Annotated in this window: 31 protein-coding genes and 1 tRNA gene; 13 read left to right on the top strand and 19 right to left on the bottom strand. The window is 42.0% G+C overall.

All coding sequences use genetic code 11. The features are described 5' to 3' along the window. Positions 1–219: 219 nt before the first annotated feature. Positions 220–633, bottom strand: coding sequence for a hypothetical protein (locus H729_RS08740; RefSeq protein WP_020449644.1), 414 nt, complete (start codon positions 631–633; stop codon positions 220–222). Next, positions 633–974 (bottom strand): hypothetical protein, encoded by a 342-nt coding sequence (locus H729_RS08735; protein WP_020449643.1) that lies wholly within the window; start codon positions 972–974, stop codon positions 633–635. Before H729_RS08735 ends, H729_RS08740 begins: the two co-directional genes overlap by 1 nt. 340 nt (positions 975–1,314) lie before the next feature. Between H729_RS08735 and H729_RS08730 the strand changes: the two genes are divergently transcribed. Together H729_RS08730 and H729_RS08725 are read left to right on the top strand one after the other, a co-directional pair. After that, on the top strand, positions 1,315–1,593 hold the full coding sequence (locus H729_RS08730) for a hypothetical protein (RefSeq protein ID WP_020449642.1): 279 nt from the start codon (positions 1,315–1,317) through the stop codon (positions 1,591–1,593). 212 nt (positions 1,594–1,805) lie between these two features. After that, the gene (locus tag H729_RS08725; RefSeq protein ID WP_147554430.1) at positions 1,806–2,078 is read left to right on the top strand and encodes a hypothetical protein; all 273 of its coding nucleotides are present in this window, start codon (positions 1,806–1,808) and stop codon (positions 2,076–2,078) included. A gap of 164 nt (positions 2,079–2,242) precedes the next feature. On the opposite strand, the gene H729_RS08720 is transcribed toward H729_RS08725, so the two are convergent. The 5 genes from H729_RS08720 to H729_RS08705 form a co-directional block, all read right to left on the bottom strand. Then, positions 2,243–2,527, bottom strand: coding sequence for a hypothetical protein (locus tag H729_RS08720; protein ID WP_020449640.1), 285 nt, complete (start codon positions 2,525–2,527; stop codon positions 2,243–2,245). Further along, positions 2,517–2,816 carry a hypothetical protein gene (locus H729_RS08715; protein ID WP_147554429.1) on the bottom strand — a complete coding sequence of 100 codons (300 nt, stop codon included), beginning with the start codon at positions 2,814–2,816 and terminating at the stop codon, positions 2,517–2,519. The genes H729_RS08720 and H729_RS08715 overlap by 11 nt, the downstream gene beginning before the upstream one ends. A 352-nt stretch (positions 2,817–3,168) precedes the next feature. Next, complete coding sequence (locus tag H729_RS08710; RefSeq protein ID WP_020449638.1) at positions 3,169–4,164, bottom strand: tyrosine-type recombinase/integrase; 996 nt, start codon at positions 4,162–4,164, stop codon at positions 3,169–3,171. A 124-nt stretch (positions 4,165–4,288) separates the two neighbouring features. Further along, the gene (locus H729_RS10080) at positions 4,289–4,435 is read right to left on the bottom strand and encodes a hypothetical protein (RefSeq protein ID WP_172618696.1); all 147 of its coding nucleotides are present in this window, start codon (positions 4,433–4,435) and stop codon (positions 4,289–4,291) included. 2 nt (positions 4,436–4,437) lie between these two features. Continuing rightward, positions 4,438–4,623, bottom strand: a complete 186-nt coding sequence (locus H729_RS08705) for a hypothetical protein (RefSeq protein WP_020449637.1) — start codon at positions 4,621–4,623, stop codon at positions 4,438–4,440. 182 nt (positions 4,624–4,805) lie between these two features. Here H729_RS08705 and H729_RS08700 point away from each other — a divergent pair, with 182 nt between their 5' ends. Both H729_RS08700 and H729_RS08695 read left to right on the top strand, forming a co-directional pair. Continuing rightward, entirely contained in the window at positions 4,806–5,168 is a 363-nt protein-coding gene (locus tag H729_RS08700) for a hypothetical protein (protein ID WP_020449636.1), read from the top strand. Positions 5,169–5,300: 132 nt separating this feature from the next. After that, the gene (locus tag H729_RS08695; protein WP_020449635.1) at positions 5,301–5,900 is read left to right on the top strand and encodes a hypothetical protein; all 600 of its coding nucleotides are present in this window, start codon (positions 5,301–5,303) and stop codon (positions 5,898–5,900) included. Positions 5,901–5,933: 33 nt separating this feature from the next. Here the strand turns inward: H729_RS08695 and H729_RS08690 are convergent, their stop codons facing one another. From H729_RS08690 to H729_RS08650, 9 genes are all read right to left on the bottom strand, one after another. Next, complete coding sequence (locus H729_RS08690; RefSeq protein WP_020449634.1) at positions 5,934–7,133, bottom strand: hypothetical protein; 1,200 nt, start codon at positions 7,131–7,133, stop codon at positions 5,934–5,936. A 118-nt stretch (positions 7,134–7,251) separates the two neighbouring features. Continuing rightward, the gene (locus H729_RS08685; protein WP_020449633.1) at positions 7,252–7,608 is read right to left on the bottom strand and encodes a hypothetical protein; all 357 of its coding nucleotides are present in this window, start codon (positions 7,606–7,608) and stop codon (positions 7,252–7,254) included. Beyond that, complete coding sequence (locus H729_RS08680; protein WP_020449632.1) at positions 7,605–8,267, bottom strand: hypothetical protein; 663 nt, start codon at positions 8,265–8,267, stop codon at positions 7,605–7,607. The genes H729_RS08685 and H729_RS08680 overlap by 4 nt, the downstream gene beginning before the upstream one ends. Continuing rightward, positions 8,260–8,964, bottom strand: coding sequence for a hypothetical protein (locus tag H729_RS08675; protein ID WP_020449631.1), 705 nt, complete (start codon positions 8,962–8,964; stop codon positions 8,260–8,262). The genes H729_RS08680 and H729_RS08675 overlap by 8 nt, the downstream gene beginning before the upstream one ends. Positions 8,965–9,054: 90 nt before the next feature. Beyond that, positions 9,055–10,926, bottom strand: a complete 1,872-nt coding sequence (locus tag H729_RS08670; protein ID WP_020449630.1) for a hypothetical protein — start codon at positions 10,924–10,926, stop codon at positions 9,055–9,057. Next, the gene (locus H729_RS08665) at positions 10,923–12,878 is read right to left on the bottom strand and encodes an InlB B-repeat-containing protein (protein ID WP_020449629.1); all 1,956 of its coding nucleotides are present in this window, start codon (positions 12,876–12,878) and stop codon (positions 10,923–10,925) included. Before H729_RS08665 ends, H729_RS08670 begins: the two co-directional genes overlap by 4 nt. Further along, positions 12,871–14,253: an InlB B-repeat-containing protein gene (locus H729_RS08660; protein ID WP_020449628.1), complete on the bottom strand. Its 1,383-nt coding sequence runs from the start codon at positions 14,251–14,253 to the stop codon at positions 12,871–12,873. The genes H729_RS08665 and H729_RS08660 overlap by 8 nt, the downstream gene beginning before the upstream one ends. Positions 14,254–14,263: 10 nt before the next feature. Continuing rightward, entirely contained in the window at positions 14,264–14,575 is a 312-nt protein-coding gene (locus H729_RS08655; protein ID WP_020449627.1) for a hypothetical protein, read from the bottom strand. Between the two features lie 252 nt (positions 14,576–14,827). Continuing rightward, positions 14,828–14,901 (bottom strand) — tRNA-Lys (locus H729_RS08650). A gap of 153 nt (positions 14,902–15,054) precedes the next feature. Here H729_RS08650 and H729_RS09825 point away from each other — a divergent pair. Next, positions 15,055–15,816: an MBL fold metallo-hydrolase gene (locus tag H729_RS09825; RefSeq protein ID WP_172618695.1), complete on the top strand. Its 762-nt coding sequence runs from the start codon at positions 15,055–15,057 to the stop codon at positions 15,814–15,816. Here H729_RS09825 and H729_RS08640 read toward each other — a convergent pair. Continuing rightward, complete coding sequence (locus tag H729_RS08640; RefSeq protein WP_148285446.1) at positions 15,811–16,620, bottom strand: hypothetical protein; 810 nt, start codon at positions 16,618–16,620, stop codon at positions 15,811–15,813. The two genes, H729_RS09825 and H729_RS08640, sit on opposite strands and share 6 nt — an antisense overlap. A gap of 125 nt (positions 16,621–16,745) precedes the next feature. Here H729_RS08640 and H729_RS08635 point away from each other — a divergent pair, with 125 nt between their 5' ends. From H729_RS08635 to H729_RS08625, 3 genes are read left to right on the top strand one after another with little or no spacing between them, the layout of a single operon-like run. Next, the gene (locus H729_RS08635) at positions 16,746–17,141 is read left to right on the top strand and encodes a 30S ribosomal protein S6e (RefSeq protein ID WP_020449624.1); all 396 of its coding nucleotides are present in this window, start codon (positions 16,746–16,748) and stop codon (positions 17,139–17,141) included. After that, on the top strand, positions 17,138–18,364 hold the full coding sequence (locus H729_RS08630; protein WP_020449623.1) for a translation initiation factor IF-2 subunit gamma: 1,227 nt from the start codon (positions 17,138–17,140) through the stop codon (positions 18,362–18,364). Before H729_RS08635 ends, H729_RS08630 begins: the two co-directional genes overlap by 4 nt. A gap of 7 nt (positions 18,365–18,371) precedes the next feature. Further along, positions 18,372–18,722, top strand: coding sequence for a type II toxin-antitoxin system VapC family toxin (locus H729_RS08625; RefSeq protein ID WP_020449622.1), 351 nt, complete (start codon positions 18,372–18,374; stop codon positions 18,720–18,722). 17 nt (positions 18,723–18,739) lie between these two features. Here the strand turns inward: H729_RS08625 and H729_RS08620 are convergent, their stop codons facing one another. Next, positions 18,740–19,948: a proteasome-activating nucleotidase gene (locus H729_RS08620; protein ID WP_020449621.1), complete on the bottom strand. Its 1,209-nt coding sequence runs from the start codon at positions 19,946–19,948 to the stop codon at positions 18,740–18,742. A gap of 226 nt (positions 19,949–20,174) precedes the next feature. Between H729_RS08620 and H729_RS08615 the strand changes: the two genes are divergently transcribed. Then, positions 20,175–20,687 (top strand): multiprotein bridging factor aMBF1, encoded by a 513-nt coding sequence (locus H729_RS08615; RefSeq protein WP_020449620.1) that lies wholly within the window; start codon positions 20,175–20,177, stop codon positions 20,685–20,687. 2 nt (positions 20,688–20,689) lie between these two features. Here H729_RS08615 and H729_RS08610 read toward each other — a convergent pair whose 3' ends face one another. Next, complete coding sequence (locus H729_RS08610) at positions 20,690–21,160, bottom strand: DUF2240 family protein (RefSeq protein WP_020449619.1); 471 nt, start codon at positions 21,158–21,160, stop codon at positions 20,690–20,692. 241 nt (positions 21,161–21,401) lie between these two features. Here H729_RS08610 and thsB point away from each other — a divergent pair, with 241 nt between their 5' ends. From thsB to dnaJ, 4 genes are all read left to right on the top strand, one after another. Continuing rightward, positions 21,402–23,033 carry a thermosome subunit beta gene (gene thsB, locus H729_RS08605; RefSeq protein ID WP_172618706.1) on the top strand — a complete coding sequence of 544 codons (1,632 nt, stop codon included), beginning with the start codon at positions 21,402–21,404 and terminating at the stop codon, positions 23,031–23,033. Positions 23,034–23,097: 64 nt separating this feature from the next. Further along, positions 23,098–23,637, top strand: coding sequence for a nucleotide exchange factor GrpE (locus H729_RS08600; protein ID WP_172618694.1), 540 nt, complete (start codon positions 23,098–23,100; stop codon positions 23,635–23,637). Beyond that, complete coding sequence (gene dnaK / locus H729_RS08595) at positions 23,630–25,510, top strand: molecular chaperone DnaK (RefSeq protein WP_020449616.1); 1,881 nt, start codon at positions 23,630–23,632, stop codon at positions 25,508–25,510. The genes H729_RS08600 and dnaK overlap by 8 nt, the downstream gene beginning before the upstream one ends. Before the next feature lie 14 nt (positions 25,511–25,524). Further along, complete coding sequence (gene dnaJ, locus H729_RS08590) at positions 25,525–26,676, top strand: molecular chaperone DnaJ (RefSeq protein WP_020449615.1); 1,152 nt, start codon at positions 25,525–25,527, stop codon at positions 26,674–26,676. Positions 26,677–26,769: the final 93 nt, after the last annotated feature.

Genomic DNA, 26,769 nt, shown 5'->3' with positions numbered 1-26,769 from the left:
CTCGTTCAAATGTGAATATATAAAATAGTGAGATGAAAATTAGGTCGTGGCACCCTCCAGATCTATCGGATGAATGCAGAATCTGTAAGAAAAGAACTCATCGGGAGCTCTTGCTATGCTGTTTATAAGACTGATAAAAATTCAGGTTTTCAAGCTCAGATACATTCATCAACACACGCATATGCCATTTCTTCGCACATTTAGCTGCATGAGAGCTCATTACAAGTCTCTTTCAATCATGTTCATCAGGTACCTTGCACGATAATCGCTGAAATTATGCACATTTACCAGATGTTTTATGACAATACTATCTGAAGAAAAATTTCTGTTGCACACAGGGCAGCGGTGCGGCAGGTGTTTATGATCCTTTATAGGTATTTTGCCATGCAGGTACAATGCTGATTCAGAAAGTGTTGCTGAATTTCTGCTTAATAGATTAATGCAGTCGTTTCTCTCTGCAGCTTTCCAATATCTTTCTGTCATGTGGGAATCTGTAGGTATCCCTCTCAACCAGCTAAGGATCTTTCTGAATTCTGTCTTTGTAAACTCATCTTTTCCATGCTCTTTGTAAAGCTCTATCATGAGTGCTGAAAGCATCTTGTTGAATCTGCATAGCTTGCAGCTGCAGCTCATCAAAACTCCCCCTGCTGAAGTTCTGTTTTGAAGTTTTTGGATTTGATGTTACAAATACGTTTTAATCCAAGTTCTATAAACATCCAAATTTGTGCTTGGGATTCAAATTGTATACTGCTCTCTGCATCTGGATTTAGAGATATATCGAAGAAGTTCATTCTTTCTTTAGCTCTGATTAGATAGTGGCGAGCATATCGTCTGCATCTTATTCCATTAGATCTTTCAGGAAGTAGACCTGCTAATGCTGGTTTTATTTTTATCAGTTCTTTTGACTTTTTGAGAAAGATTAGATATTGCAATACTGCAGAGCTACCGCTGTATTGTATGTATATTTCTAGCATTTTTTTCCTCCAAAAATTTTAAAAGATACTTAGCCTGAATTGATAAATTTCAAAACTTTGATTTTTCATATCTTCCTATGTATGCTGTGAAATGAGCCATTTTTGTACGCATGCAGCTTCTGACATACTTCTTTTGTTAACTCTGTGTGATTGCCAGAGGGCACCTTTTTAGTCACCAGTATTTCATTCATATTCTCTTCCATCCATTTCATATTGGTTTGTGAAAAATCTAATTACTTCAATGGAATATTAGTATATAGTTATATTGGTTAATGAAAAATGCAATTATCACTAACATGGCTTATGTTGATATTGCATATTGCCTTGTGTAATAACCAACATGGAACTAGATAAACACCAGCAGGCAATGATTAAACATCTCTTTAAAAACGGAAGAATGAAAAAGAGTGAGGTATACACAGTTGTCCCTACTGGTGGTAATAGAGCTAGAAAGCTAGATGAAATGAAATCATGGGGATTTGTTACATACGATCTCAGAAAATACGAAAATAATACAACTTTTGTAGAGTTGACTGAAAAAGGAAAAATGATAGCTCAAAGACTGATCGAAATCGATCAAATCTCAGAAGGAAAAGTTCCAGAAAATCAAGTTTTATGAATGCTATAGAAATCATTTAAATTTCTATTTAGAAGGGGAAAGCACAACAATCCCTGATAAATATCTGTTTTGAAGTTTTTGGTTTTAGTTTTACATTGTTTTTTGGCGTTTATTCGTGATCCATCACTACATTCAAAATTGTAGCTTATGAAGTTCACTAAATAATCTTAAATGTAATCTTTAATATCTTTATTGGTAATTCTCTGTTGAATATGTTACAATTGAAAACAGTCTTAGATATGAGCGGTGCAGTATCAATAATTACTTATCTTTTAGAATGTGATGATGAGCCATATATCTCCGACTTGCATTTTATCAATGATAACCACAAGTTTCTAGTTTCAGTTCTAGAACGCCTGCAGAACGATGGAGTCATAGTTCTCAAAGAACAAAAAGTACGGAGAAGTCGTAAGGTCTCCTTAACAGAAAAAGGAAAACAGGTAGCAGAGCTGCTTAAGCAGGCTGAGGATCTCATCAACGATTGATTTTATTTTTCTGCATTGATAAGCAACTTTTCAGACTTTATGCAAATTCTCATACATCATTGTTTATTCATCACTCATTGATACGAACATAAAGAGTCTCTATGTTAGATGATGATTACAGATGTATTCTGGTTATGTATGGAATATCGCTGATTTTGAAATATTCACTCAGCTATAACCTCTAAAATCTTTTTAAGTTCTTTTTCGAACATATCTCTGCACATTTCATATTTGTTGCTCCAGTGATATACTCTTTTACGCATGCCATTGCTGTATGTAAGACAGTAGTAATCAGGCAGTATTAATCGCTCTGATCGCGTTCTGATCTTTCTCAGAATATTAATGATTCTCTGTTCCGGCATGCCGGTTTTCTGTGCGATTGCCTGAATATTTTGATGCAGAACATTTCTGTAAAAAACAATCTGGAGTTCAATGGGATCAATACTCATTGCCGTCCCCCGTTTCATTCAAAAGTTTATTTGCCTGTTTCAGATGCTCAGCTATTTCTCTGCCTTTGTCTGTAAGATCTATATATCTTGTATAATGAGGTCTCATAACTTCTTCAATCACGACCAGACCTTCCTTCTCGAAAGCAGACAGCAGAGAATTTAATGTAGAATAATTTGTCACAAATTCATTCAGATCACTGAATTTGCAGCGTTCTTTAGATTCCAGCACCGTCACTAACACATCAGTTGAATAACGCATTGAAAGGATGTTGCGATGCTGACTTTTCATACAGCGTAAGGAATAAGCGGTCGGTTTTTATTAAATTGTTTTTTATCCGCTGTCCGGCGTATGAAATTCAAAACACTGCTGGCAGTAGAAATCTCATAAAACTGCTTTCATAATTTAGGACTCGACTAGGACTCTGCAATCCTGATTTTAAACCTGTAACTCTATGATTAATTATGAAAACATGCAGTCTAAAGAAAATGAATTACTGGATGATAAAAATTAAAGAATATTTTCAAATGATGATCTCTTAGCTGTAAAAAAGATAGACTGCTGAACTCTTCAATTCATATAATAAAAAAAGCGAGGCGGGCTCGGAGGGATCCGAAACTCATGTTTATATGGAATCATAATTTCATATTTCATCGCAATCATCAATTCCCTTTATTCTCATCATTGACATGCCGTCAATCATATCGTCCATGTCCAAACCAAGATACTTGACAGTCGTAGCAGTATCTTCATGTCCAAGAAGTTTAGAAATGGTCTGGATCTTAACATTTGATCTATGCAGAATACGGCCAAATGTGCGGCGCAAAGTATGATGACTGAAATCAAAGTAAACCAGATTAGAAATTCTTGCAAGTATGCCGTCTAATCCAGAACCTGATTCAATGTTATACTGAAACAGGCCTCTGCTGTCATTTGACCAAATCAGCAACTGCTCAGGAATATCACAGATTCCCCATCTGGCAAAATGAGTATCAATTAACCATCGACGGTATTGTAAAAATCTGTCAAGAACCTTCTGCGTATCATGGTGGAATGGAATGCGCCTGAACTTGCCTCCCATAGAACCTTTGCCGTGAACATCCAAATATCCGTTATGGATATCTGACACCTTCAGACGACCTACTTCAGACCTTCTCAGACCCATGCATAACTCAAGATGCAGAATCAATTCCTGTACTGGAGAAAGATCAAGACTCAGCAACTGAGCAGCCTGAGACTCAGTAAGCCAATTAGCAGCAGGACGAGCATCAACAGACCAGCGAAATGTAATATTATCAAAGATATTGTTATGATAAAATTTACAAATCTTCTTCAATCCAGTGATCAAATGCTTACAATACTTCACAGAATATCCACGAGCTACAATTTCTGAAACAAGATACTGAACATGGCTTCTGCAGACAGTATAAGGCAGTACATCAGGATCAAATGCCTGTATGATAGTTAATGCAAGATCTGCATGAGTCGTATAATATACAACAGTAGATGGACTGTACAGAGCAGGTTCAGACTCTAAATAATCTGAAAACTGCTCTATGCAGCCACTAAGAGTAGTTGAATAATCAGCCTCATTAAGATCAATATCGCTAACTAACAATACAGAATTATTGAAAGGCATAGCAATCAACACAGATCAAACTTAATTGTATATCCGCATTCATCGCAAACAATAGCAATCCAGGTATGATCTGAACTAACAAGTTCATAAAAAACCCTGCAATCACAAACAGGACAGCATTGACTCATAAAAGCACCTCATATGCATGTAAAAAGCCAGAACTTTCAAAATCCCTAAGCCAATTTTTAACAGAATTAGGATGCATTTTTACTCTGAAAAATTCCCAGTCTTTGATTACTTGATTATAGTAATAGACAAGGTATTTTCTCATGATCAATCACCAGAATAAATAGAATCAAGATCAACAATCACTTCGTCTTCATTGCCTGTCTGTGTATGCTTGCAGTATCCGCACCATCTTCCACGATTCAAAGAAGAATCAAAAGCCAAACAGTCCCTGGCACGGTCTACAGCAACATTACTTCCAATCCTATAACAGAACACTTTGCTTTTTGTCACTTTCACCACCTTTGATTTGTAAAAGGTTTAATGGGGGTCTAGCCCCCAATATTCTCGGGATAACTTTGGCTCCGGGCAGAGCCAACTTAGTTTCATCATTACCGTGAAACATATTTATATCTTTTCACTGAAAAGATGAAAGATAGAACGATTTAAACGATTAGTTCACACTCTTAGTTTTCATGAAAACAGGGAATCCTCTCTTGGTCTCTCACAATCTAGAAATTCTGACTATAATCAGAGACAACCCTGGCATCAAAAAATCAGATCTTTATAGTATGCTCGAAGGATCAAGAAATACAAGACAAGAAAGAACTGATGAATTAATAGATCTTGGATTAATTGAAGAAAAACAGCAAGGAAGGTACAATGTAAAAGCATTGTACATAACACAAAAAGGAATAGACGCTCTAAAAACAATGGAAGATTTAAACAAGATACTCTCTAATGAAACTAAACAAGAAGAATCTGAAAAAGACTTCGTGGAATCCCATAGAAGAAGTGTTCCGAATACCTTAGCTGATGAAAAACAAGATCAATCTTAAAAATTTTCAAAAAGATTAATCATATTGGATGTATTACCCAACTCTAAAAACTCAATTGGGATTCATGATCTTTCATTTTTGGCTATCAAAATATCCAAAAGTACTATTTAAATGAACATCTAATACTCAGTGATGAGCATATTCGATAAGTTTTCACGTAAAAAATCTGATTCTGAAAAATCTGAAGAAATAAAAGTTCAAGAAGAAAAAGTAGAAGAACTCTTAGAAGAAAAAACCGCAACTGAAAACGAATCAAATGAACAGAAAAAAGAAGGCAATTACAAAAAAGGAACAGATTTTGAGAACTATGCACTGTCATTATTTCCTGAAGATGCTTTTAGTATGGTTCAAAGAGCAATATCTTTTGATCCTCTTACAGGTAGGAGGATGGAAGGATGCTTGAATCCAGATTTCAAATTAAGAGATAAAAATACCGGTGCCATATTCTGGGTAGAATGCAAATATCGATCACATACAAATCCGGATAAATCTCTTACTTGGTGTACATATGAAAAAATGATGAAGTATAAAGACATTCGAGAAAAAACAAATCTAAATGTCTATATAATTATTGGACTAGGAGGATCTCCATCAGATCCAGCAGAATTATTCTGTTTTAATCTTGACGATATGAAATACAGCAAAATGTATCAGTCAGTTTACATGAAATATAACATTGACAAGAAAGCATTTTATTCTCTCGATAATCTAAATAAAAGAATAAATCACTGATTTTTCAACCAGTATAAGAATTAATGCAGCATATCAGACCAAAGCAAGACCGTGAGAATCTGACATAATATTATTGCGGTAAACCTCAAGCTGCTGCATGTTGTATTTTTCAATCCGCATATAGAATTCTGCATATTCCTGGATACTCGCAAACTTACGTGTACCAATATAATACCATTTTATATTTTTGAGTCTGCGGAGCTCCTCCTGGAGCTCTGCCTTTCTTTCATATAACGCTGTCAATTTTTCAGGAAGATCGCTTGTAAGATAACCAAAATGATCTTTCAGCTTCTCAATTCTCTTAATTTCTTTTATGGTACGTTTTAACTCAATCTCTGTCTTATCACGTCGGTTAAGTATCACGTCTAAATCTGATAAAAATTTAGAGCTGAAAATATCCCTGACTCCAAAGAATTTTTGGAGAGCATGAGTATTGACGGACTTGGGATTTGATGCGTCAACATCTTTTGTTACATATTTCAGAACATAAGACATAACAGACCGCTTAACTCCAGTATCTTTCTCAGTGATGCTTGCATCAACTATTGCCTGAACATCACAATAGGCTGACTGGCAGCCTACAGACTCAGCCCACATCTGTTTAATCGGCAGCACAACATCTTCATAAGGAAGACGCCAGGACTGTGATTTCTTGTGATAGTATGTATACACAGGCTCTGATAATATTAAGATCATGTGAACATGAGGATAACCTGACTCATGCGCTTCTTTCCTGGCATGACTGCTGTATGTTACAGGATTGTTAGATCTGCGGTACATATACCTTGTTTTACTCCTATTGCCTTTTACAGAAGAACTGAAAAACCTATTCAGTTTTGCTTTGAATAAATTGAGATCTGATCCCTTTCCTTTCAAACTTAACCAAGCATCCTGTAATGATATCTCATGAGGGTTATATTCTAAAGTAAGAAATATTGCTCTAGTGTACCTAGATGTGTACTGTCTTGCATCTTTAGATGCAGTATCAAACTTTCTTTCATACATCGCGCGAGTAACAGGTAAGATTTTCCTGCGCTGTTTCTTTGAATAAGCCCTGTTGCCTCTTTTAACCTGAAGAGCTGGTATGATTTCTCTTGTTTCTTTATTCTCCAAGATGCTGTATATATCTTCTTTTTCCCATTCAATATATGCTGCAGCAACATCTTCTAAAGGGAATACTTCTGATGTGATTGCTTTTTCCCATTCGTTAGGGTCTGAATATTTCCAAGACATAGTCTATACCTTCTACTTTTATTGATTAGTTTTTAAATTGAAATAAATCGAGAGCTTACACTAATTGGTTAGTGTCTAAGGCGGAGCCTCGTAAGCGTCTGGCTCCAGCTCAGACGCTTTACTGCGGCTCCTTATTGGATCCGCTGCCTGACGGCTGCGGATCATCAAATATGATAGGATCTGGTTTAGAGGGTTTGATTACTCTGACAGGCTCCGTGTCAATCATGGCACATATGCGATCAAGCGTAGCTGCTTTTGTCATAGCTATTGAAACAGCATCATCTCTAAGCAGCGACAGAAGCTTATCTGCAAGCAGGTCATTTTGCATTCCTAAAAGGCTGTAGTACTGTAAGGCCTGACGGAATGGCACAGATTCCCCAGCTAATGCAACATCAAGCTTCAATTTCAGCTTAGATGAGGCTATACTTGATAAAATGTAATTTGCCTCCGAATCCGGAGTGATCGTAACATTCATTCTGATTCCTCTTTCTTCTCTTTTCGTAACTTATAATATCTTAGTGCATGCGATTGATCATAACCGTACCAGGATGGAGGTTTGTCAAGTATCAAGACTTGATCAAAATCAGGTAAGTATGATACGTAATGATAAGGCACATTGTACTGAGCAGAGTACTGATCTATCAAAAGATTAGCACGCTGGCAGTTTACTTTGAATTCATCACGTTCATATGATATGGCTGTAGGATTCATTTTTTTATGTAACATAACTACATTTTGATCCCTGAAAAATGCCAGGTCTGTATTGCTTGTGTTCTGGACTGTGAGCATTACTAGAATATCTTTGTGAGAGATTATGCCCATCCATTCCTGCAGCTCAGATGTACGGGCTGAAGACCTCGAAGGGAAAACCCTGTTAGCGTCTTCAATTACGCAGATGCTGTCAGGATCAACATCATCGAAGTCATTAACAGTATATGATTTAAGGCTGGATGGGAATAAATTATCTACAGACGGAAATTTGTAAAACGCTTTACGTCTGGACATCAAACAAGGACAGTAATCAAAAAGTGAATACAAAGTACCAGATTTAAAAGTCTTACCAGATCCCAATATTGCTATGACGCCGTGAGGCATCTCATTAATTGCATTTATGCAGTCGATGGCCTCACTCATCTTTCACACCGTCCTCAAGCTCCTGCAGAGCCTTATCAGGATCGACTGTAACAACAGGATCAGATATACCCAGCACAGTGCTCATGATCTCATTGTTTTTGCGGACTACAGACAAACCAATCTTAGTACCTTCAAGCATTGGAATGCTTTCAAGCTGTACAACCCTTCTTGACTTATCTGCATAGTCTTCTAAAAGAGCGTTGTATGATTCCCTGGATGCGAAGACCTGGTCAGGAGCTACTGATGCGCTGTGGATCCATCCAAAATCAATAACTTTCTCTTCAGGATCATAGCTTTTACAGACATATTTGATACGGCCTGTTTTAGTAGCTATGGGGTTGCAGCATCCATTTTTCTTGGTTAAATGGTTAAAATATGTGTACGACAGCTTGTATTCAGCATCGCCCTGTGTAGCATTAGGAACAGATAGAATTATTGGCTGGTAAACATAATTCTTATAGACAAATCGGCCGGCGATGGCCCCAAACAAACCAGGAAGGATGTAAGGCTTGACAGAATCAATAAAACTATACAGAGTATCCATCCAGTCAGCTAGTTTTTCAGGGAATGCAAGATCCATAAAAAAATAAAAAGTGATGGCTGCAAGAGCCAAAAAGGAATATTTGTACTGGACTAAGACATCCCAGCCGGATCTGCCAATTAGAGGTGCTGCAGCTTCAGTAGGTTTGTTCAGCACGGCGGCCACCTCGCAGCATGTAATAGGCAAATGCGACTGCAAAGCCGAACAGCGTTGACAGCGTGGAATATAGAATGACAGTCATATCCATCATGCTATCATCCCCGCAATCCAATCCGCACCAAACAGACCTAACAGAAGCAGGATGACAGCAGGCAGAAGCAGCAGAAGATCATCCATTTTAAACAGCTCCCAAACCAAGAACCATATGGCAGCAGCTTCTATGAGAATCCATGCAATGTACGGCGATAAGTCAACAATCTTTGGAATGACAATCGGACTTGGACCAGGCGTTACTTCTATCTCGTTCCATTTTTCAACTTCCTGTACAGTAAGCGTTGCAGACGATACAAGAGATTGATTATGCATGATCTGAGCAGCATCAAAAGAATATCCAGCAGATACTGAAACGAGCTGAGGAGTATCTGAAGATGCAGACCAATTGCGAAGATCGTTAGACTTGCCCCAGACTGCTATGTATCCAGACTGGCTGAATGCATTTGATCCTTCTATAATATTCATGCCATCAAGCCATAAATACGGCGTAAACACAACTGAATCGTAGATCTTAGTACCGTTAGCATCATAGATGCTGCCTCTGATGTACAAATTAAGAGACTCAGAAGAGACATTAAATCCTGTTTTGGAAAGATTAGCATTAGTGCGTTCTTTATAATCTGCAATCTGAGCGAGATACAAAACAGTAAGGGTATAGAGCTCTCCAGATGTCACATCCATGCCAGCAGGAACTAAAGACGAAGGAGACAGCAGAATATTTGATTCCTGAGCGGCAGTATATACCTGCCATGCAGCCTGTGCAGCCACATGAGCTTTTGTAACAGACTCATACACTGCATTAAGCAGAGCGTCATGCATTGATAAGACTGTAAGAAGATTAACGCTGTCTGATGATGTGCCGTCTCCTGTGTCTGCGTATAATGTGAAATCGGTATAATTTGTACCGTCAATCAGTATCTGATTGTTATAATACTGACCAAACTTGAGATCGCTGCCTGATTCAACAACTATGCCAGTATGCACAGTCGCAGCATTCGTTGCAACGATTGGTACTATTGATCCTGTATATGTATGACCTGATGCAAAGCTGTATACGCCCTCAGGAATGTTCATTGCTGCAAGATTATTATATCCTGAATTGAGAGTATACCGAGTACCGTCTTCTGAAGTAATTACTGCATTGCCATTGCTGACCCAGAGTTCTCTTGCATCAATATATGCAACATTAGATGATGCTGAAGATACAGAGATTGTATTTCTGATCTTAATATCCATAGAATTATTAGACAGCGTATTGCTGCCATACTTGATGACAATGCTCATCTTATTGTAATCTGATGAACTTTGCCATGCAGCAAGTCTGTCATTGATAAGCTGAAATGTCTTATCAGGACCTTCTTCCACATTTTCAAAGAGCTGTGATAAATTACCAATCAGTCCAGACCTTTCTAATATATATGGAGCGTAGTACTGAGCATCTGCAGCCCATCTTTCTGCTGCTGCAACTTCTGCCTGTCTCATCCAATAGCTGTTTGTAAACTTCCAGATATCAGCATATCCAGATATGCTATTTTCAAGTAATTCTACATTTGAGTGTAGTATAGAATAAACTAATTCTGACTCATGAGCCCTTACTGTTTTTGCAAGCTCGTCAGGATCACCCGATCCGCTGCCTGATCCACTGTCATTTGAATAGTAATATTTGCTCAAATGCCAGCCGAGACCTACAACAGGGCAGAGCATAACTAGAACATCAGCAGAGGTTAGATCGTCCCAATAGCCTGACAACACTATCTCTTGGGCAGTAAGATCCTGAGCAGAAACAGTCTGCTGTTCAGCATACTCGGAATCTTCAAGGAAAAGAGGGGTAGCTATTGTGACAGCAAGCATACATAATGCAGCAATGAGAGCAGCAATTGTCAGAAGCCTTTTTCTGTCTCTCATTTTTTCACATCCTTTGCTATTGCAAATGCTGCAAACAGTACGACAACAAGAATGATAAGCATCATTGATGAACTGCCAGACGTCTTAGTTTCATCCCATTTTGCATATAATGTAGTATTTTCATTTATTTCTGTATTAAAATCAAACAGTACTGTAAGATCATTGTCAAGATACCAGCCGATAAAAGAATAGCCATCTTTAGCCGGGTCTGCAGGCTTCGTTATTTTCGTACCTATCTCTACCTGCAGATTATCTAGTTCAGACCCGCCGTTGCTGTTAAATGTGACTATAACACAGCTGCGATCTACCCAGCCAGCATAAATTACTGTATCTGCATGTATCTTTGTATTAAAATCATATTTAGAATTTAATAAATCATCTGTATACCAGCCCGTAAACCTATAACCTACTTTTGATGGCTGTACAGGTTCGATAACTGTTGCACCGTCTGCTATGACCTGATCTGCAATCGCAGTACCACCAGCAGTGTCAAATGATACTGTATATTGTGATACATCAGATCCACCAGCATTAGTGATTGTGACATCAGACTGAGCTGATACAGAATTAGCAAGATATGTTGACTGAACGACTATCGTATAATCTGCATCAGCAGTATATCTGTGTACAAGCTGATCACTTGATATATTATCAACAACAGACTGCTGACCGTCTCCCCAGTTTATTTTATGAGTAAAATATTTTGATGCTGAAGAATCAAACACTACAGTAACAACAGGGTCCGAGAATGTGAGCTTGAAATAATTTGTAAACACAGGTGTAATTGTAGCATCTGCAGACAGAGTATACTCAAAACCCAATGCATTGCCTGCAGCATCACGCCATCCGCTGTTTACCTGAATCCAAGCATCAGATAGCTTATACTCAAGCATAGGAAGAGTAACAACCGTACCGGCTGTAGCTGTAAATACGTTATCAATACAGTCTATTGATCCAGTTGCAGTGTCAACAGCACTTATGATCACATCGGTGTCAAGGGTAATCTGTAATGGTGCGAGCTCCCAGACTGCATAAAGAGTTTGATTAGACCTAATCAACTGCATAGATCCGCCAAGTGAATAGTTTGTACCTGTCCCGTCTGATTTAGTATTCCAGCCGGCAAGTATATGTCCTGTTTTTGTAAAACCTTCAGACGGCAGCAGCACATCAGATCCGTATGTGACAGACAGCGGCGAGATTGTACCAGTGCCGCCGTTGCTGTTAAAAATAATTGAATATGTTTCAGGAGCAGAAACCGTCACAAATACTCCGAGAGTCTGTGACTTCGTCTGCCCTTCAGGAGATGTAGCTGTAACAGACAGCAAATAGCTTGTTTCGCTGCTTATGCTAGGTGCTGTACCACTCAAACGCTTTAATGATGGATTGTAAGACAACCAGGATGCGTTGCTGAGATCAACGCTGAATGTTACACCAGATATGTTGGATGTGAATGTATGGCTGAATGACGACCCGGCTTCAACATATTTTGATGCTGATGAGGTGATGCGCAGAGTAGGTTCAGAACTTGCTTGGGTAATTGCAACAGATGTTGACTTGCTGCCTTGTGACTCAATGAAAGAACCGCCGTCTGCAGCATAAACTTCCAGGCTGACCGTAATCGTATAATTGCCTGTAGATGAATATGTATGCCCAACTGTCTTTGATGATCCATTTTCTGTTGTTGCAGCAGATGATTTGCCGTCTCCCCAGCTTATTGACCACTGCAGCAGCAGACAAGAATCACCCGATACTCTTACAGATGCAGAAGTATCAGAAACAGATATTGATGCGGTGCCTAATGGGTCTGATGATGGAAACTTTAGTACTGATGTACTTACTGATGATGATAGGGTATTATCATTTGTTTCAGTATCCGATGTGTCTGTGCCTGCAGATATGAGAAGATACCCGACAAGCAGCAATACAAGCAGGCTGATAAGCTTCTTAATCATGCTTTCTGCCTCCTGAAAATAAGCCTGCTGCAAGAGCAATTATTACCGCAATTGAAATCCAGAAAAGAAGCATATTATGATTTTGACTGTCTGTATTTTCTGTTGCAGCATCCCATTTTGCATAAAGTGTGATGTTGTCATCTATTTCTGAATTGAAATCATATTCAGACGTTAATTCCGCATCAGAGTACCATCCTGAAAATACATATCCTTCTTTAGTCGGATCTTCAGGTTTTATCACCTTACCTCCTGTTGCTACAGACTGATCATCTAATGCAGATCCACCAAGAGTAACAAATGAAACTGTGTGATTCAACGGCGTCCAGTCTGCATAGAATGTATGGCCGTCAAGCAGATCTATATCATATTCTGTGCCAGGATTCAGAGTACCATGTGGATTGCTGTATGATGCAAGAATGTATCCATCCCTGCTTATTGCTGCAGGGACTGTGAACTTAGTACCAGCGACTTGTGTTACTTCCCTGAGTTCTGAGCCATCGTCAAAAATACCGCCGTTGCTGTTAAATGTGACTGTATGGTACACAGTCTGTACAGCTTCCCATTTAGCGTATAATGTCAAACTGCTATAGACCGATGAATTGAAATTATATGAATTTTTGAAAAGCTGATCTGTATACCATCCTGAAAATACATATCCTTCTTTAGTCGGATCTTCAGGTTTTATCACGCTGCTGCCATATCCTATAAGCTGATTGGCTACTGAAGATCCACCGTTGCTGTTAAATGTTATATTATATTTGTTAGCCTCCCAGACGGCATAGAGGGTAGTATCTGCATATATGGGAGTGTTAAAGTCAAATGTTGCATTCCCGTCCTTTGACCATTTTACAAATGTATATCCGGATTTTGTAGGATCAACAGGCTTTATGATTTTTCCTCCTGAAAGCAGAGTCTGACCATTAACCTGCGATCCGCCTCTTGAATCAAACGTAATTGTATAATTAGGGGTAGAAGGTGATCCGCCGCCGACTGTAATATAAACAGAAACTCCAGAATTAAACTGAAGCTGCTTATACGCTAAATGTACTTCATAACGTCCTGATTCAGTAGTATGTCCAGACAGAGTTATTTCTGTAGCACTTGAATGATTATTATTGTTGTATGATGCGCTAATCCAAGACGGAGCTGAATAATGTATCTCTGATCCAAGCATCGGAGGAGCAAATTTAATTGAGATCCAATCTCCTGGATCTACATAATATTCATATGTGCTGCCATCAAACACGTATGATTGATTCGCAGATAACACAACTTCAGGAGCATCATCTATATCTGTTTCATCAATAATCATCGCAGAGACGGTAAAGCACAAAGAAAGTGTGAGGGCAACAGCCCCCAATTTCCATTTCTTCATAAAATCACTCTCAGTCTCTTTTCTTTGCCGGTGACTGATAGTAGTCTTTGCTCAGCTTAACGCGCAATTCTTCGTAAGCAGTATCTGCTTCATACGCCCCCTCACATTTTGTGAGATATATTGTATCTGTAGGTTTACCGTCTTCACCATACAATACAACATTTAGCTGGATTGAAGGATTGTCTCCTTCAAACATATTCAGATTTTCATAAGCTCTGGCCGTAATACGGGAACCTATGATTTTCCCGTTATCATCCTTTATATACTTCTTTCCAACGAATACTTCTTTTGAATTTGTTTTTAATACTGGGTCATTTGCCATAATTATACCTCTTTTGATTTTGTTAACTATCGTTCAAATGTGAATGCGAAAAATGGTGAGGTGGTGAAAATCAGATCATAGGCACCACCTCCGGCTCTGCAGAACGAATGCAGAAGAGGTAAAAAGAAAAGCAAAAGCTCATTGAGAGCCCTCGCTATGCTGTAAATCATCGGACTGAGAAAAATTCAGTTTTTCAAAGTCACTTATAAAGCTTTCTATTTCGCCGTCAAGCCAGATTTTAAAAAGATGAGGCGGGCTCGGAGGGATTCGAACCCTCGGCCCATCGGTTAAGAGCCGATTGCTCTACCTAGCTGAGCTACGAGCCCCGTGTAAGAGTGGCGAATAATATAGGCATACATAAGTCTTTCGAACAAGACAGCAGCTCTAAGCTGCCTGTATTGGCTTTATTCATTAACAGATTGTATATAATGACCGTTAGTTTTTTCTACAAACTTTACTCTGAAGGCATGAGGTTAGGCGTGAGTTTTGAAGTGCATGTTTTGGCCAGCGGCAGTGACGGTAATTGCACTGCAGTATGCTCGGAGGACATTACTATTCTGATCGATGCAGGCTTATCCGGGAAACAGCTGACCGGTCTGATAAAGTCTGCAGGAATAGACCCGAAACAGATCAATGCCCTTCTGCTGACTCATGAACATGTTGATCACGTCCGCGGGGCCGGAGTACTTTCCAGAAGATACGGCATTCCGATATGCTGCAACCCTTCCACTCTGGCAGCTTCAGAAATCGGAGAGATTGAAAGCAAGATTCTTTTCAACACGCTTGAGGAGTTCAACATTGGTCATCTGAAAATCAAGCCTCTTCCGATAAACCATCACGCTGTCGATCCCAATGCATTTTTTATTTCCACTGAAAAAAACAAATTCCTGCTGGCAACAGACTTGGGGAAAGTCAACAATGAGGTGTTTGAGTCTCTGGGTGCAGCGGATTTTGCAGTAATCGAAGCCAATCACGACTTGAGAATGCTGGATAACGGCCCCTACCCGATAATGCTGAAAAGGCTTATCCGGTCTGAGCGGGGACATCTTTCAAACATTGACTGCGCACATGCCCTCTGGGCTTCTGGATACGGAGACAAAAAAGTATTTCTCGCTCACCTGAGCAAAAATAATAACATCCCGGACTTGGCAATTCACACAGTGTCAAGCCTGCTGGGCTGCCGCGATGACAAAGTGGACTGCCTGCGGACGCCGGGCGATACCAGAACAATTACATTATAATTCTATATTGATCTTCAGAGCTGCATTCTGTTTAATTAGGATATTAGCTATCGGCAGCGGCAGCGTTACAATGTCTTCTTTTTTCAGTCTGAAGTTGCGGTCGCTGCCTGCGATCTCAGGAATATCTGCCAAAATTCTTACCAGCATGTATTCAGGCTCAGCCGGGGATTCAGCAGCACTCTCGTTTTCAACAGCGGGTTCAGAGATAGCAGAAGCCACCTTGGCAGGCTCTTCCTCATCCTCGGGAAACATTTCCTCGTCTTCGGGGGGAATAGCCCCCTCATCTTCTGGAACAATCTCCGGAGGCCCGATCTCTTCCGTTCTGGCAGGAACTTCCTGAACAACAGGCTCTCTCTTCACTGGAGCAACATAATTGTCGATCGTCCTAGTGGAGGTAAATTCTCCTCCGATCAGCATCGATTTTTTGCTGCTGATTATCTCAACTATCAGATTGAAGAATTCAAGTTCTTCAGGAGTAAGCTTTCTCAGATCCACTCTGTTTCCCAGAGCCGCTCTCAGCCCCATGGACTGAATCTTGGCGAATCTGAACTCAAAGACCTGCTGCGATTTTTCCTGGAACTTAATCAGCTGGTTGGATGCCAGTTTTGCCTTCAGGGAATACTGGTCTATGGAGAATTCCCGTTCTATCTCTTTTTTGAGCCTGTCCCTGCATTCTCTGACGACTAGATAAAAATCTGGACGTACCTCTACAGGATACTTTGACTTCTGTTCTCTCCTGCAGATTTCAGTGAGATCCTCGAATGTAAACGGCTCTTGATTTGAAGGCATCCAATCTACAACCACATACTCTTAAGCTTGTAAACCTTTTCTCTTGAACATCCCTGACAGCGGGATTATTTTTGAAGTTTCCACTGTAATAAGCTTTATATCTCTGTTGTCATTAAGTCCTCCATTCATAAGGTGTTTAGATGGTTGAGTTTAAAGCTGTCATTAACGATGTAAAGACCGGAAAATCCTATCAGATGGATGTGTCTGGTCATCATGCAAACTCTCTAATCGGTAAGAAAATTGGAGATGTTGTAGATGGGATCTTCGTTAGTCTTCCAGGATACAAATTGACAATTTCCGGAGGAAGTGACAAAGACGGAGTGCCCATGAGAAGCGATCTTCCAGGCGGAAAGAGAAAACCAATTCTCCTCTCAGACAGCAGCGGTTTCAATGCCCCGGATAAGGGAATGAGACGCCGTAAGATGGTAAGGGGAAATACAATTTCAACAGATACCACCCAGATCAACATGATTATCAGTGGAATTGGCTCCAAGCCAGTCGAAGAACTTCTGGGTCAGAAAGAGGAGAAGCAATGAAGAGCCCTCATCATCCTGAAATCAATATCGGGATGATTGGTCACGTAGACCATGGTAAGACCACGCTAACGAAAGCTCTCAGCGGGCAGTGGACAGACCGCCACTCTGAAGAGATTAAGCGTGGGATTTCTATACGTTTAGGATATGCTGACGCAGACTTTTATTACTGCGAGGAATGCGGCAAGTACTCTGCATACGAGAAATGTCCCGGATGCGGAGGGAAAGCCAAATTTTTAAGATCTATTTCATTAGTCGATGCACCGGGCCACGAGACTCTCATGGCTACCATGTTATCCGGTGCGGCTATGATGCAGGGAGCTCTTCTGCTGGTTGCTGCAAACGAGCACTGCCCGCAGCCTCAGACAAAAGAGCATTTGATGGCTTTGTCAATCATCGGTGTTGATAAGATCATTATTGTACAGAACAAGATCGATATAGTGACTAAGGAAGAAGCTTTAGAGAACTATATGGAGATCAAGAATTTTGTAAAGGGCACCATCGCTGAAGGTGCACCGATAATTCCTGTATCTGCACACCATGATGTCAACATTGACAAGCTCATAGAGACCATCGAAACTTACATTCCAACTCCAGCTATGGATATGGAGAAACCTCCGTTGATGTATGTGGCAAGGTCTTTTGACATTAACACACCTGGTTCCGCACCGGAAACTCTGAAAGGCGGTGTCATTGGAGGCTCATTGATTCAGGGAAGCCTGTCAATAGGCGATGACATTGAAGTAGCACCGGGCAGAAAAGTGGAACAGGGCGGCGGAAAGTCCGTTTGGGAAAGCATCACCACAACAGTAGAGACTCTCCACACTGGAAACTCTGAAGTGGAAACTGCTACTCAGGGCGGACTCATTGCCATCGGAACAAAGTTGGATCCTTCTCTGACAAAATCTGACGGTCTTACCGGCAGAGTAGTCGGCAAACCTGGAACTTTACCTCCAGTGCTGCATAAGTTTACCATGACAACCCATCTTCTTGAGAGGGTAGTCGGTACTGCGGATGATTTGGTTGTTGAAAACATCAAAACAAACGAACCGCTTATGCTCAGCATCGGAACAGCTACTACCGTAGGAGTTGTTACGAGTGCGCGCGGAGATGAGTCTGAAGTGACTCTGAAGATTCCAGTATGTGCGCAGACAGAGCAGCGTGTAGCTATCTCCAGGCGTATCTCAGGCAAATGGCGTCTGATCGGATACGGCATAATTCAATGAGATGGCTATGCAGAAAGTAGTGTTGGACACCAACGCTCTTCTTCTTCCTTTTGAACGCTCAGTCAATCTGGATTCTCAGATAAAGTCTCTTTTAGGAAACTGTGAAGTCTATGTACCGCTCCCGATCCTGGGAGAACTGAAGCGGTCAAAAAACAAGTTTGCTTCGGCAGCACTGAAACTGGCTTTAAATTATAATGTAGAAAAAACAGAAGAAGCCGGGGATTACGCAGTCATCGAACTAGCATCGCGCCTGGGTGCGTATGTTGTTACAAACGATGCATATCTTATCAAAAAATTAAGGGAGAAAAACATCCCTGTTATCAGATTCAAAAGCAACAGCCATTTGGATTTTGATTAAAAATTAAAGAAAGGGGTTTAGGCGAACATTACGCCTGATTCGACTATTTTTGCAGCCTCTGTATCAAGAATCTTGGAGATCGCATGGTCAAAGTCGGTGGAGATTACACAGTCTCTGCCTTCTCTGATTGCAAACATACCAGCTTCTGTGCAGATGGCTTTCAGTTCAGCACCTGTTGCCCCATCGGCTTTCATGGCAATTTCTGTAAGGGAGATGTTCTTGTCCATGTTCATTTTCTTGGTGTGGATCTTAAGGATCTCCAGTCTGCCTTCGTAGTTGGGTACGGGGACTTCGATGATACGGTCAAACCTTCCGGGTCTGAGAAGAGCATCATCCAGGATATCAGGCCTGTTTGTTGCACCGATGATTTTTACCTCGCCGATCGGATTGAATCCATCAAGCTCTGACAGCAGCTGCATAAGGGTTCTCTGAACTTCCCTGTCTCCAGATGTCGATACTTCCAGACGCTTTGCGCCTATGGAGTCGAGTTCATCAATGAATACAATGCTGGGGGCCTTCTCCTTTGCCAGTTCAAATAATTCCCTGACAAGTCTGGCACCCTCTCCGATGTATTTCTGAACAAGCTCTGAACCTACAAATCTGATGAATGTAGCATTTGTCTGGTGTGCTACAGCTTTAGCCAGCAGAGTCTTTCCTGTTCCAGGGGGACCTACGAGCAGCACTCCCTTAGGAGGCTCTATTCCTACTTTTTTGTAGAGTTCAGGACGCAGAAGAGGATCTTCAACGGCTTCCCTGACTTCCATTATCTGTTCTTCAAGACCGCCTATCTCTGAATATGTGAGTTCAGGCTTCTCGATGATCTCTGCTCCTGTGACCAGCGGGTCTAAGGAAGGCGGCAGAACGTTCATCACTGCTAATGTCTGTTTGTTCAGAGCAACTCTTGAACCTACAATGAGGTCTTCTGGAGGTACATATTCTGAAGTGGTAACAATAAAGTCTGGACCGGTAGAACTCTTTACAACAACCCTGCCATCGATCAGAACATCTTTGATCGATCCTATGATGAGGGGAGGAGATTTCATTCGTTCCAGTTCACTCTTCATCCTCTTGAGTTCCTTTTGTGTTCTGAACAATTCGCTCTCGATGTAGCGGCGCTCGCTCTCCACTTTTTGAAGGTCACTGATCACTTCGCTATTTTTCGTTTCAAGGACTTCGATCTTATCGTTCAGTTCCTTAACGACTTCTTCTAATTGCTCATCATTCATCATTTCCACCTCTGCATTTTGATTCTGAACTGGATATTCTCATCACGCTTTCACTATAATTAAGCATAGTGTTAGATATATAGCTTTCAGCTAAATTTTGCTAATTCATAATTACGTTGATTATAGATCCGTAATGTATCTAATCTTTACATATTCTTTAGCCCTTATAATAACATTGCAGGGGGAAGCTTCAAATCAGTGTTATTTAATAAAGAAGTGACCTGAAATGATATGTGAAATGTGCGGCAAAAAGTCCGAATGGATTAAAACTGTATTCATAGAAGGCACAGAGCTGAAAGTATGCAAGGAGTGTTCCAAGTTTGGAGAGAGTGCTGACGGAACAGGCAGCCACGCCAAAAAGAACGCTGCAAGCGCCCCTGTTAGCCGTGCAGTAGTCAACGAACGTCTCGAGGCAAGGGAGAGGCGTATGCGTACCAGGGATGTATACAAAGACATGGATACATCAGAGGATCTCATACCGGATTACGCTTCAGTGATCAAAGACGCCCGCAGGGCACGCAACATGAAACAAGAGGATCTGGCAGCTAAGCTCAACGAGAAGGCAACGATCATCGCGAAAGTTGAAAACGGTGACATGCTGCCAAGCGACAGTCTGGTTAAAAAACTGGAAAAGGAGCTGGGCATAAAACTGACGGAAAAAGTGTCTTCGATAGCTTCGTCTTCATCAGCGTCAGGCGGTAAAACCCTGACTCTCGGAGATCTGATCAAAAAAGGATGAAATTACTTTTCACAAACTTCTTTCCAAACCTCTTCAAAATACTGGTTTGGATCTAACCCGCTGTCTCTTGCCATCAGGAGCGCGGCTACTTCCACATCCACTCCTACTTTTTCCTGAATCTTGTTGATTCTTGCCACGACATCTCTTTTCTTCATTCCGCTGGAATTTGAGATGTCCCTCAGCAGTTTGCTGAATACTGAGATTTCTTCTTCCATTTCACTGCTGAGAATGCCTTTGCTGGGGCGGAACGACATCGGGATGTCCTGATCCTTGGGATCAAAAGCAGGCTTGAGAAAATCTTCAGATCTAATAATCAGTCCTTTTTTAATGGCTAAATCCAGCAGCTCCTGGGCCTCTTTCGGTGTGAACCATCTGTAATCTAAAGAAACTGCGAATACGAACTCTGTTTCTGTGACTACATTTTTGCCTTTGCGTTTGAATACTGCCGCTACACACGTTTCGAGGTCGTCCATCGCATCGTCATAGCATATTCAAAGTATCAAATTATCCCTGACAGACCTAAAACAGATTTTTATCCCATATATTGTTGAACTTTTTGACCGCCTGTTTAATCTTCTATGCTGGCTGCTCGTCTTTTTGTCGATTTTTCATAGTGATTTACCGATAAGATTATATAGAAGATTAAACATTGCTTTCATTCCTAGTCTATATTAAGACTATAACATTTACAATTGGAGGCAAAAAATCATGGGAATGGGTAACACACCTATACTGATCCTAAAAGAAGGCACCAAGAGAGACAAGGGAAAGGATGCTCAATACAACAACATCGCAGCTGCAAGAGCAATCGCAGACGCAGTACGCAGTACACTGGGCCCCCGCGGCATGGACAAGATGCTTGTGGACAGCTTGGGTGACGTTGTCATCACTAACGATGGCGTTACCATTCTGAAAGAAATCGATGTAGATCATCCTGCAGCCAAGATGCTTGTGGAAGTTGCAAAAACACAGGACGAAGAAGCCGGCGACGGTACAACCACAGCCGTAGTTCTTGCAGGTGAGCTGCTAAAGAAAGCAGTAGATCTGATCGAATCAAACATCCACCCGACAATCATTGCCGGAGGATACAGACTCGCATGCAACAAAGCACAAGAGATCCTTGACAAATGCGCTAAGCCAATTGATCCTAAGGATAAGAAAGCTCTAAAGATCATTGCAGAAACTTCCATGATCTCCAAATCCGTCAGCGGCTCCAGGGACTACCTGGCAGATCTTTGTGTTTCAGCTATCAGCGAGATCGCCGAGAAGATCGACAACGAATGGACTGTTGATATGGACAACATCCAGGTCGTAAAGAAGACCGGCGGATCTATGGATGACAGCGAACTTATCCAGGGTGTAATCATTGACAAAGAGCCAGTCCACCCAGGTATGCCTACCAAGATCGCTAAAGCAAAAATCGCACTTCTCGATGCAGCAATCGAAGTTCAGAAAACTGAAATCGATGCAAAGATCGAAATCACCGACCCATCCCAGATGCAGGCATTCCTCGATGAGGAAGAAAACATGCTCCGCAAGATGGTCAAGACCATCAAAGACTCTGGAGCAAACGTTGTATTCTGCCAGAAGGGCATTGATGACCTCGCACAGCACTTCCTGTCTAAAGAAGGAATCTTTGCTGTCCGCAGGGTAAAGAAATCTGATATGGAGAAACTTGCCAAAGCAACCGGTGCCAACGTTGTAACCAAGATCGATGAGCTTGGCGCAGACGAACTCGGAACTGCAGCAATGGTTGAAGTAAAGAAGATCCAGGAAGATGACATGACCTTTGTGACAGGCTGCAAGAACCCCAAGGCTGTTTCAATGCTTCTCAGAGGCGGTACAAACCACGTAATCGATGAAGTTGAGAGGTCTCTGGATGACGCAATGAGCGTTGTTGCTGTAGCAGTAGAAGACGGCAAGATGGTTACCGGCGGAGGAAGCACAGCTGTTGAAATAGCTATGAAACTCCGTGAATACGCAGCTTCAATCGGCGGCAGGGAGCAGATTGCAATCGATGCATATGCAAGTGCTCTGGAAGTTATTCCAACTGCATTAGCTGAGAACGCTGGTCTCGACCCGATCGACATCCTTATTAACCTTAGGAAGGCACACAAGGATAAGAAGATCCACGCTGGTCTGAATGTATACACCGGCAAAGTCGTTGACATGTCCAGTGAGAAGGTAGTCGAGCCTATCAGAGTAGGACGTCAGGCTATTAACTCCGCAACAGACGCTGCAATTCTCATTCTGAGGATTGATGATGTTATTGCATCAAGAGGCGGACCTGGCGGAGGCATGGGCATGGGACCCGGCGGCGCTCCTGATATGGGAATGGATGATTAAACACAAAACAGGGGCCTTCTGGCCCCCTTCTAATTTATTTAACGTTTCTGACAATGGTGATATGATGAATAGTCCAGATTCTGCAGAAAATGAGGCCTCTCCGGAGAAAGGAGAACAGACGGAGCTTGAAAAGCTCAAATCTGAACTAGAATTGGAAAAATTAGAAAGTAAGAAATTAATGGAACTGGCAGACGGTTACCTGGATTCAGCACGCCGTATCAAAGCAGAATTTGAAAATTATCAGAAACGGACCGCGAGAGAAAAGGAAGAGACAACGCTTTATGCGACTGGGAAAGTAGTCTCTGAGATGCTCCCGCTGCTTGACGATTTAGAACGTGCGCTTTCCGCGCAGTGTTCTCTTGAGGAGTTTAAAGAAGGAATATCAAAGATACACCAGAATATGCTGGCACTCTTCGAAGACTATGGTTTGAAAGAGATTCCGACAGAAACATTTGATCCAACGTATCATGAAGCGTTTTCTGTCGGCGAAGGCGAAGACGGAAAGATATTAGAAGTGTATCAAAAGGGCTATTCACTCGGAACAAAAGTTCTGAGGTGCTCTAAAGTAAAAGTAGCTAAAGAAACAGGTGAGAATAATGGCTAAGATCATCGGCATAGATTTGGGAACTAGCAATTCAGCAGCATCCGTCATGGAAGGCGGGAGACCTACAATGATCCCCAGCGCCGAAGGAACAAGCCTAGGCGGAAAGGCATTTCCTTCATATGTAGCATTTACTAAAGAAGGCGAACTTCTTGTGGGAGAGCCTGCAAGAAGGCAGGCAATTACAAATCCAGAGGGGACCATCGTTGCTGCCAAGCGTAAGATGGGTACTGATTACAAATTTAACATTTATGGGAAGGAATACACTCCGCAGCAGATTTCTGCCTTCATTCTCCAGAAGATAAAGAGAGATGCAGAGGCATTTCTGGGAGAAGAGGTAGTAAAGGCAGTAATCACCGTCCCTGCTTACTTCAACGATAATCAGAGGCAGGCTACAAAAGATGCCGGTGCAATCGCAGGGCTGGATGTAGTCAGGATTATCAATGAACCTACTTCAGCAGCGCTGGCATTCGGCCTTGACAATTCTAAAGATTCACAGAGAATCTTAGTCTTTGATCTTGGAGGCGGAACCCTTGATGTAACAATCATGGAGTTCAGCGATGGAGTGTTTGAAGTTCTGTCCACATCCGGTGATACACAGCTTGGTGGAACAGATATGGACCAGGCATTTGTGGACTTTGCCGTTAAACAGTTCCAGAAAGAAACAGGCATAGACCTCACTTCAGACAAAATGGCAATGTGGAGAGTGCGCGAAGCCTGTGAGAAGGCAAAGATCGAACTGTCATCCACTATGTCTACTGAAATCAACCTTCCATTCATCAGCGCAGATCAGAGCGGACCTAAGCACCTTACAATGACAGTTACAAGAGCCAAGCTCGAAGAACTGGTAACTTCAATTGTTGAAAGATGCAGGACCCCGATAATGAACGCTATTAAAGACGCCAAGCTCAGCACAAACGACATTGACAGTGTGATTCTGGTCGGAGGACCTACCAGGATGCCTATCGTGCAGAACTTTGTGGAAAGCGTGGTGGGAAAGAAAATCCAGCGCGGCATAGACCCGATGGAATGTGTTTCCATGGGTGCTGCAATTCAGGGTGCAGTGTTAGCCGGAGAAGTGAAGGATATTCTGCTTCTCGATGTTACGCCTCTGTCTCTCAGCGTTGAGACCCTCGGAGGAGTGGCTACAAAACTTATCGACAGGAACACAACGATCCCGACAAAGAAGTCACAGGTGTTCTCCACAGCAGCCGACAACCAGACAAGCGTGGAAGTCCACATTGTTCAGGGAGAGCGTGAAATGGCTGCAGACAATGTGTCTCTGGGAAGATTCCAGCTGTCAGGCATACCGCCGGCACCAAGGGGAATTCCTCAGATCGAAGTCACATATGATATTGACGCCAACGGTATTCTCAGCGTTTCTGCAAAGGACCTTGGTACCGGAAAGGAAGCCAAGATCACAATAAGCGCCTCCAACAAACTGTCAAAGGACGAAATCGATGATATGGTCGCTCAGGCAGAGAGGTTCTCCGAAGAAGATAAAAAACGCAAGGAGAAGATTGAGATCCTTAACCAGGCTGACACTCTGATTTATACAACTGAGAAGAGCTTAAATGATCTGGGAGAGAAAGTTACCTCAGAGGAACGCGCTAAGATCTCAGCTGCGGTGGACGATCTCAAAGCTGCAGTCAAAGAGGACAACGTTGACAATGTCAAGACAAAAATGGATGCCCTCATCAAAGAGATGGAGCCGATCACAACCCGCATCTATCAGGAAGCAGCGGCTGCCGCCCAGGCTGCTCAGCAGACCCAGGCCGGTAATCAGCAGCAGGCGCCTCCCAACTCTGGTGCAGGCAACGGCGGCAATGACGATGGCTTCACAGACGCAAACTATCGCATAGTTGATGACGAATAAACCGAGTGTCCTGCATGTCCTCAAAACGAGACTACTACGAGGTCTTGGGTGTAACCAAGACCGCCACACCCGATGAGATAAAGAAAGCCTACCGTAAACTCGCCAGGCAGTATCACCCTGATGTAACGCAGGAAGATCCTAAAGTGGCAGAGGAGAAATTCAAAGAAGTCTCCGAAGCCTATGAGGTGTTAGCTGACGAGAAAAAGAGGCAGCTGTACGATCAGTACGGCCACGCCGGTGTAGACTCTCAGTTCCAGAATGGAAACTTCACCTGGAACGATTTCAGCCACTATGGAGATATACGCGATATCTTTGGGGACTTTGGAAGCATATTCGATGCAATCTTCGGCGGAGGAGGGTCATCTTCCTCCAGACGGCAGCAGTCGCAGGCCGGCCGGGATATGCGGATGGATATTGAAATCTCTCTTGAAGAAGCATATTCAGGAGTGAAACGTAAGATTTCCGTGCCTAAGTTTGAAGCCTGTACCAGCTGCAATGGTACTGGCTCCAAAGGTGGGAAACAGGTAAACTGCCCGGACTGTAAAGGTACCGGACAGGCGAGAGTCGTTCAAAACAGCGGTTTCGGACAGTTCGTTTCAGTAGTTCCATGCCGCAAATGCCGTGGAACAGGAAGGGCTCCAGGTTCCGAATGTGAAGACTGCGATGGCAATGGAAGAACCCAGCATACTGCACATATTGAAATCGAAATCGCGCCAGGTGCCGATACCGGTACCAGGCTGAGAGTTCCCGGAGCAGGCGAAATGGGACATTCCGGTGCACGCAACGGTGATCTGTATGTCATTGTGCATGTCCGTGAGGATCCTGCATGGGGCAGAAACGGTGCAGATCTGTACAAGGACGTAGAGATCTCATTTGCAGAAGCCGCCTTAGGCTCAGAAATAGAGGTTCCGACTCTCGGCGGAGGCAAGGTAAGCATGAGCGTACCTGCCGGAACACAGCCTGACCAGACATTCCGTCTGCGGGGCTCCGGTATGCCGATTATGAACTATAACGGCAAAGGAGACCTTTATGTCAGAATAAAACTGAAGGTTCCACAGAGACTCTCTGCAGAGCAGAAGGATCTGCTTGTGAAATTTGCCGAGTTAGATGGTGATAAATCGCAATTCCTTAAATTCCCCAAAAAAGACAGGAAGCGCAAACGCTGACTGTCTTCTCTCTTTTTTCCATAATTTATTAAGCAGTACTGTTCAATATATCATTGTATAATCTTCTTCGTCAATTGGGATACGCAGAAGAAT

The sequence above is a fragment of the Candidatus Methanomassiliicoccus intestinalis Issoire-Mx1 genome, from assembly GCF_000404225.1.
Taxonomy (GTDB): Archaea; Thermoplasmatota; Thermoplasmata; order Methanomassiliicoccales; family Methanomassiliicoccaceae; genus Methanomassiliicoccus_A; species Methanomassiliicoccus_A intestinalis.
Note: the sequence above shows the minus strand (reverse complement) of the source record. Positions and strands in the feature narration are given on the sequence as shown.

Coding starts and splice junctions, on each gene's coding strand:
- H729_RS08715 (WP_147554429.1), bottom strand. CDS start 2,816: ATGAAAAGTCAGCATCGCAACATCCTTTCAATGCGTTATTCAACTGAT.
- H729_RS08600 (WP_172618694.1), top strand. CDS start 23,098: ATGAATAGTCCAGATTCTGCAGAAAATGAGGCCTCTCCGGAGAAAGGA.
- H729_RS08725 (WP_147554430.1), top strand. CDS start 1,806: ATGTTACAATTGAAAACAGTCTTAGATATGAGCGGTGCAGTATCAATA.
- H729_RS08670 (WP_020449630.1), bottom strand. CDS start 10,926: ATGAGAGACAGAAAAAGGCTTCTGACAATTGCTGCTCTCATTGCTGCA.
- H729_RS08620 (WP_020449621.1), bottom strand. CDS start 19,948: ATGAATGATGAGCAATTAGAAGAAGTCGTTAAGGAACTGAACGATAAG.
- H729_RS08615 (WP_020449620.1), top strand. CDS start 20,175: ATGATATGTGAAATGTGCGGCAAAAAGTCCGAATGGATTAAAACTGTA.
- H729_RS08660 (WP_020449628.1), bottom strand. CDS start 14,253: ATGAAGAAATGGAAATTGGGGGCTGTTGCCCTCACACTTTCTTTGTGC.
- H729_RS08655 (WP_020449627.1), bottom strand. CDS start 14,575: ATGGCAAATGACCCAGTATTAAAAACAAATTCAAAAGAAGTATTCGTT.
- H729_RS08730 (WP_020449642.1), top strand. CDS start 1,315: ATGGAACTAGATAAACACCAGCAGGCAATGATTAAACATCTCTTTAAA.
- H729_RS08630 (WP_020449623.1), top strand. CDS start 17,138: ATGAAGAGCCCTCATCATCCTGAAATCAATATCGGGATGATTGGTCAC.
- H729_RS08625 (WP_020449622.1), top strand. CDS start 18,372: ATGCAGAAAGTAGTGTTGGACACCAACGCTCTTCTTCTTCCTTTTGAA.
- H729_RS08740 (WP_020449644.1), bottom strand. CDS start 633: ATGAGCTGCAGCTGCAAGCTATGCAGATTCAACAAGATGCTTTCAGCA.
- dnaK (WP_020449616.1), top strand. CDS start 23,630: ATGGCTAAGATCATCGGCATAGATTTGGGAACTAGCAATTCAGCAGCA.
- H729_RS08710 (WP_020449638.1), bottom strand. CDS start 4,164: ATGCCTTTCAATAATTCTGTATTGTTAGTTAGCGATATTGATCTTAAT.
- dnaJ (WP_020449615.1), top strand. CDS start 25,525: ATGTCCTCAAAACGAGACTACTACGAGGTCTTGGGTGTAACCAAGACC.
- H729_RS08735 (WP_020449643.1), bottom strand. CDS start 974: ATGCTAGAAATATACATACAATACAGCGGTAGCTCTGCAGTATTGCAA.
- H729_RS08685 (WP_020449633.1), bottom strand. CDS start 7,608: ATGAATGTTACGATCACTCCGGATTCGGAGGCAAATTACATTTTATCA.
- H729_RS10080 (WP_172618696.1), bottom strand. CDS start 4,435: ATGAGAAAATACCTTGTCTATTACTATAATCAAGTAATCAAAGACTGG.
- H729_RS08680 (WP_020449632.1), bottom strand. CDS start 8,267: ATGAGTGAGGCCATCGACTGCATAAATGCAATTAATGAGATGCCTCAC.
- thsB (WP_172618706.1), top strand. CDS start 21,402: ATGGGTAACACACCTATACTGATCCTAAAAGAAGGCACCAAGAGAGAC.
- H729_RS08720 (WP_020449640.1), bottom strand. CDS start 2,527: ATGAGTATTGATCCCATTGAACTCCAGATTGTTTTTTACAGAAATGTT.
- H729_RS08690 (WP_020449634.1), bottom strand. CDS start 7,133: ATGTCTTGGAAATATTCAGACCCTAACGAATGGGAAAAAGCAATCACA.
- H729_RS08700 (WP_020449636.1), top strand. CDS start 4,806: ATGAAAACAGGGAATCCTCTCTTGGTCTCTCACAATCTAGAAATTCTG.
- H729_RS08695 (WP_020449635.1), top strand. CDS start 5,301: ATGAGCATATTCGATAAGTTTTCACGTAAAAAATCTGATTCTGAAAAA.
- H729_RS08665 (WP_020449629.1), bottom strand. CDS start 12,878: ATGATTAAGAAGCTTATCAGCCTGCTTGTATTGCTGCTTGTCGGGTAT.
- H729_RS08610 (WP_020449619.1), bottom strand. CDS start 21,160: ATGGACGACCTCGAAACGTGTGTAGCGGCAGTATTCAAACGCAAAGGC.
- H729_RS08635 (WP_020449624.1), top strand. CDS start 16,746: ATGGTTGAGTTTAAAGCTGTCATTAACGATGTAAAGACCGGAAAATCC.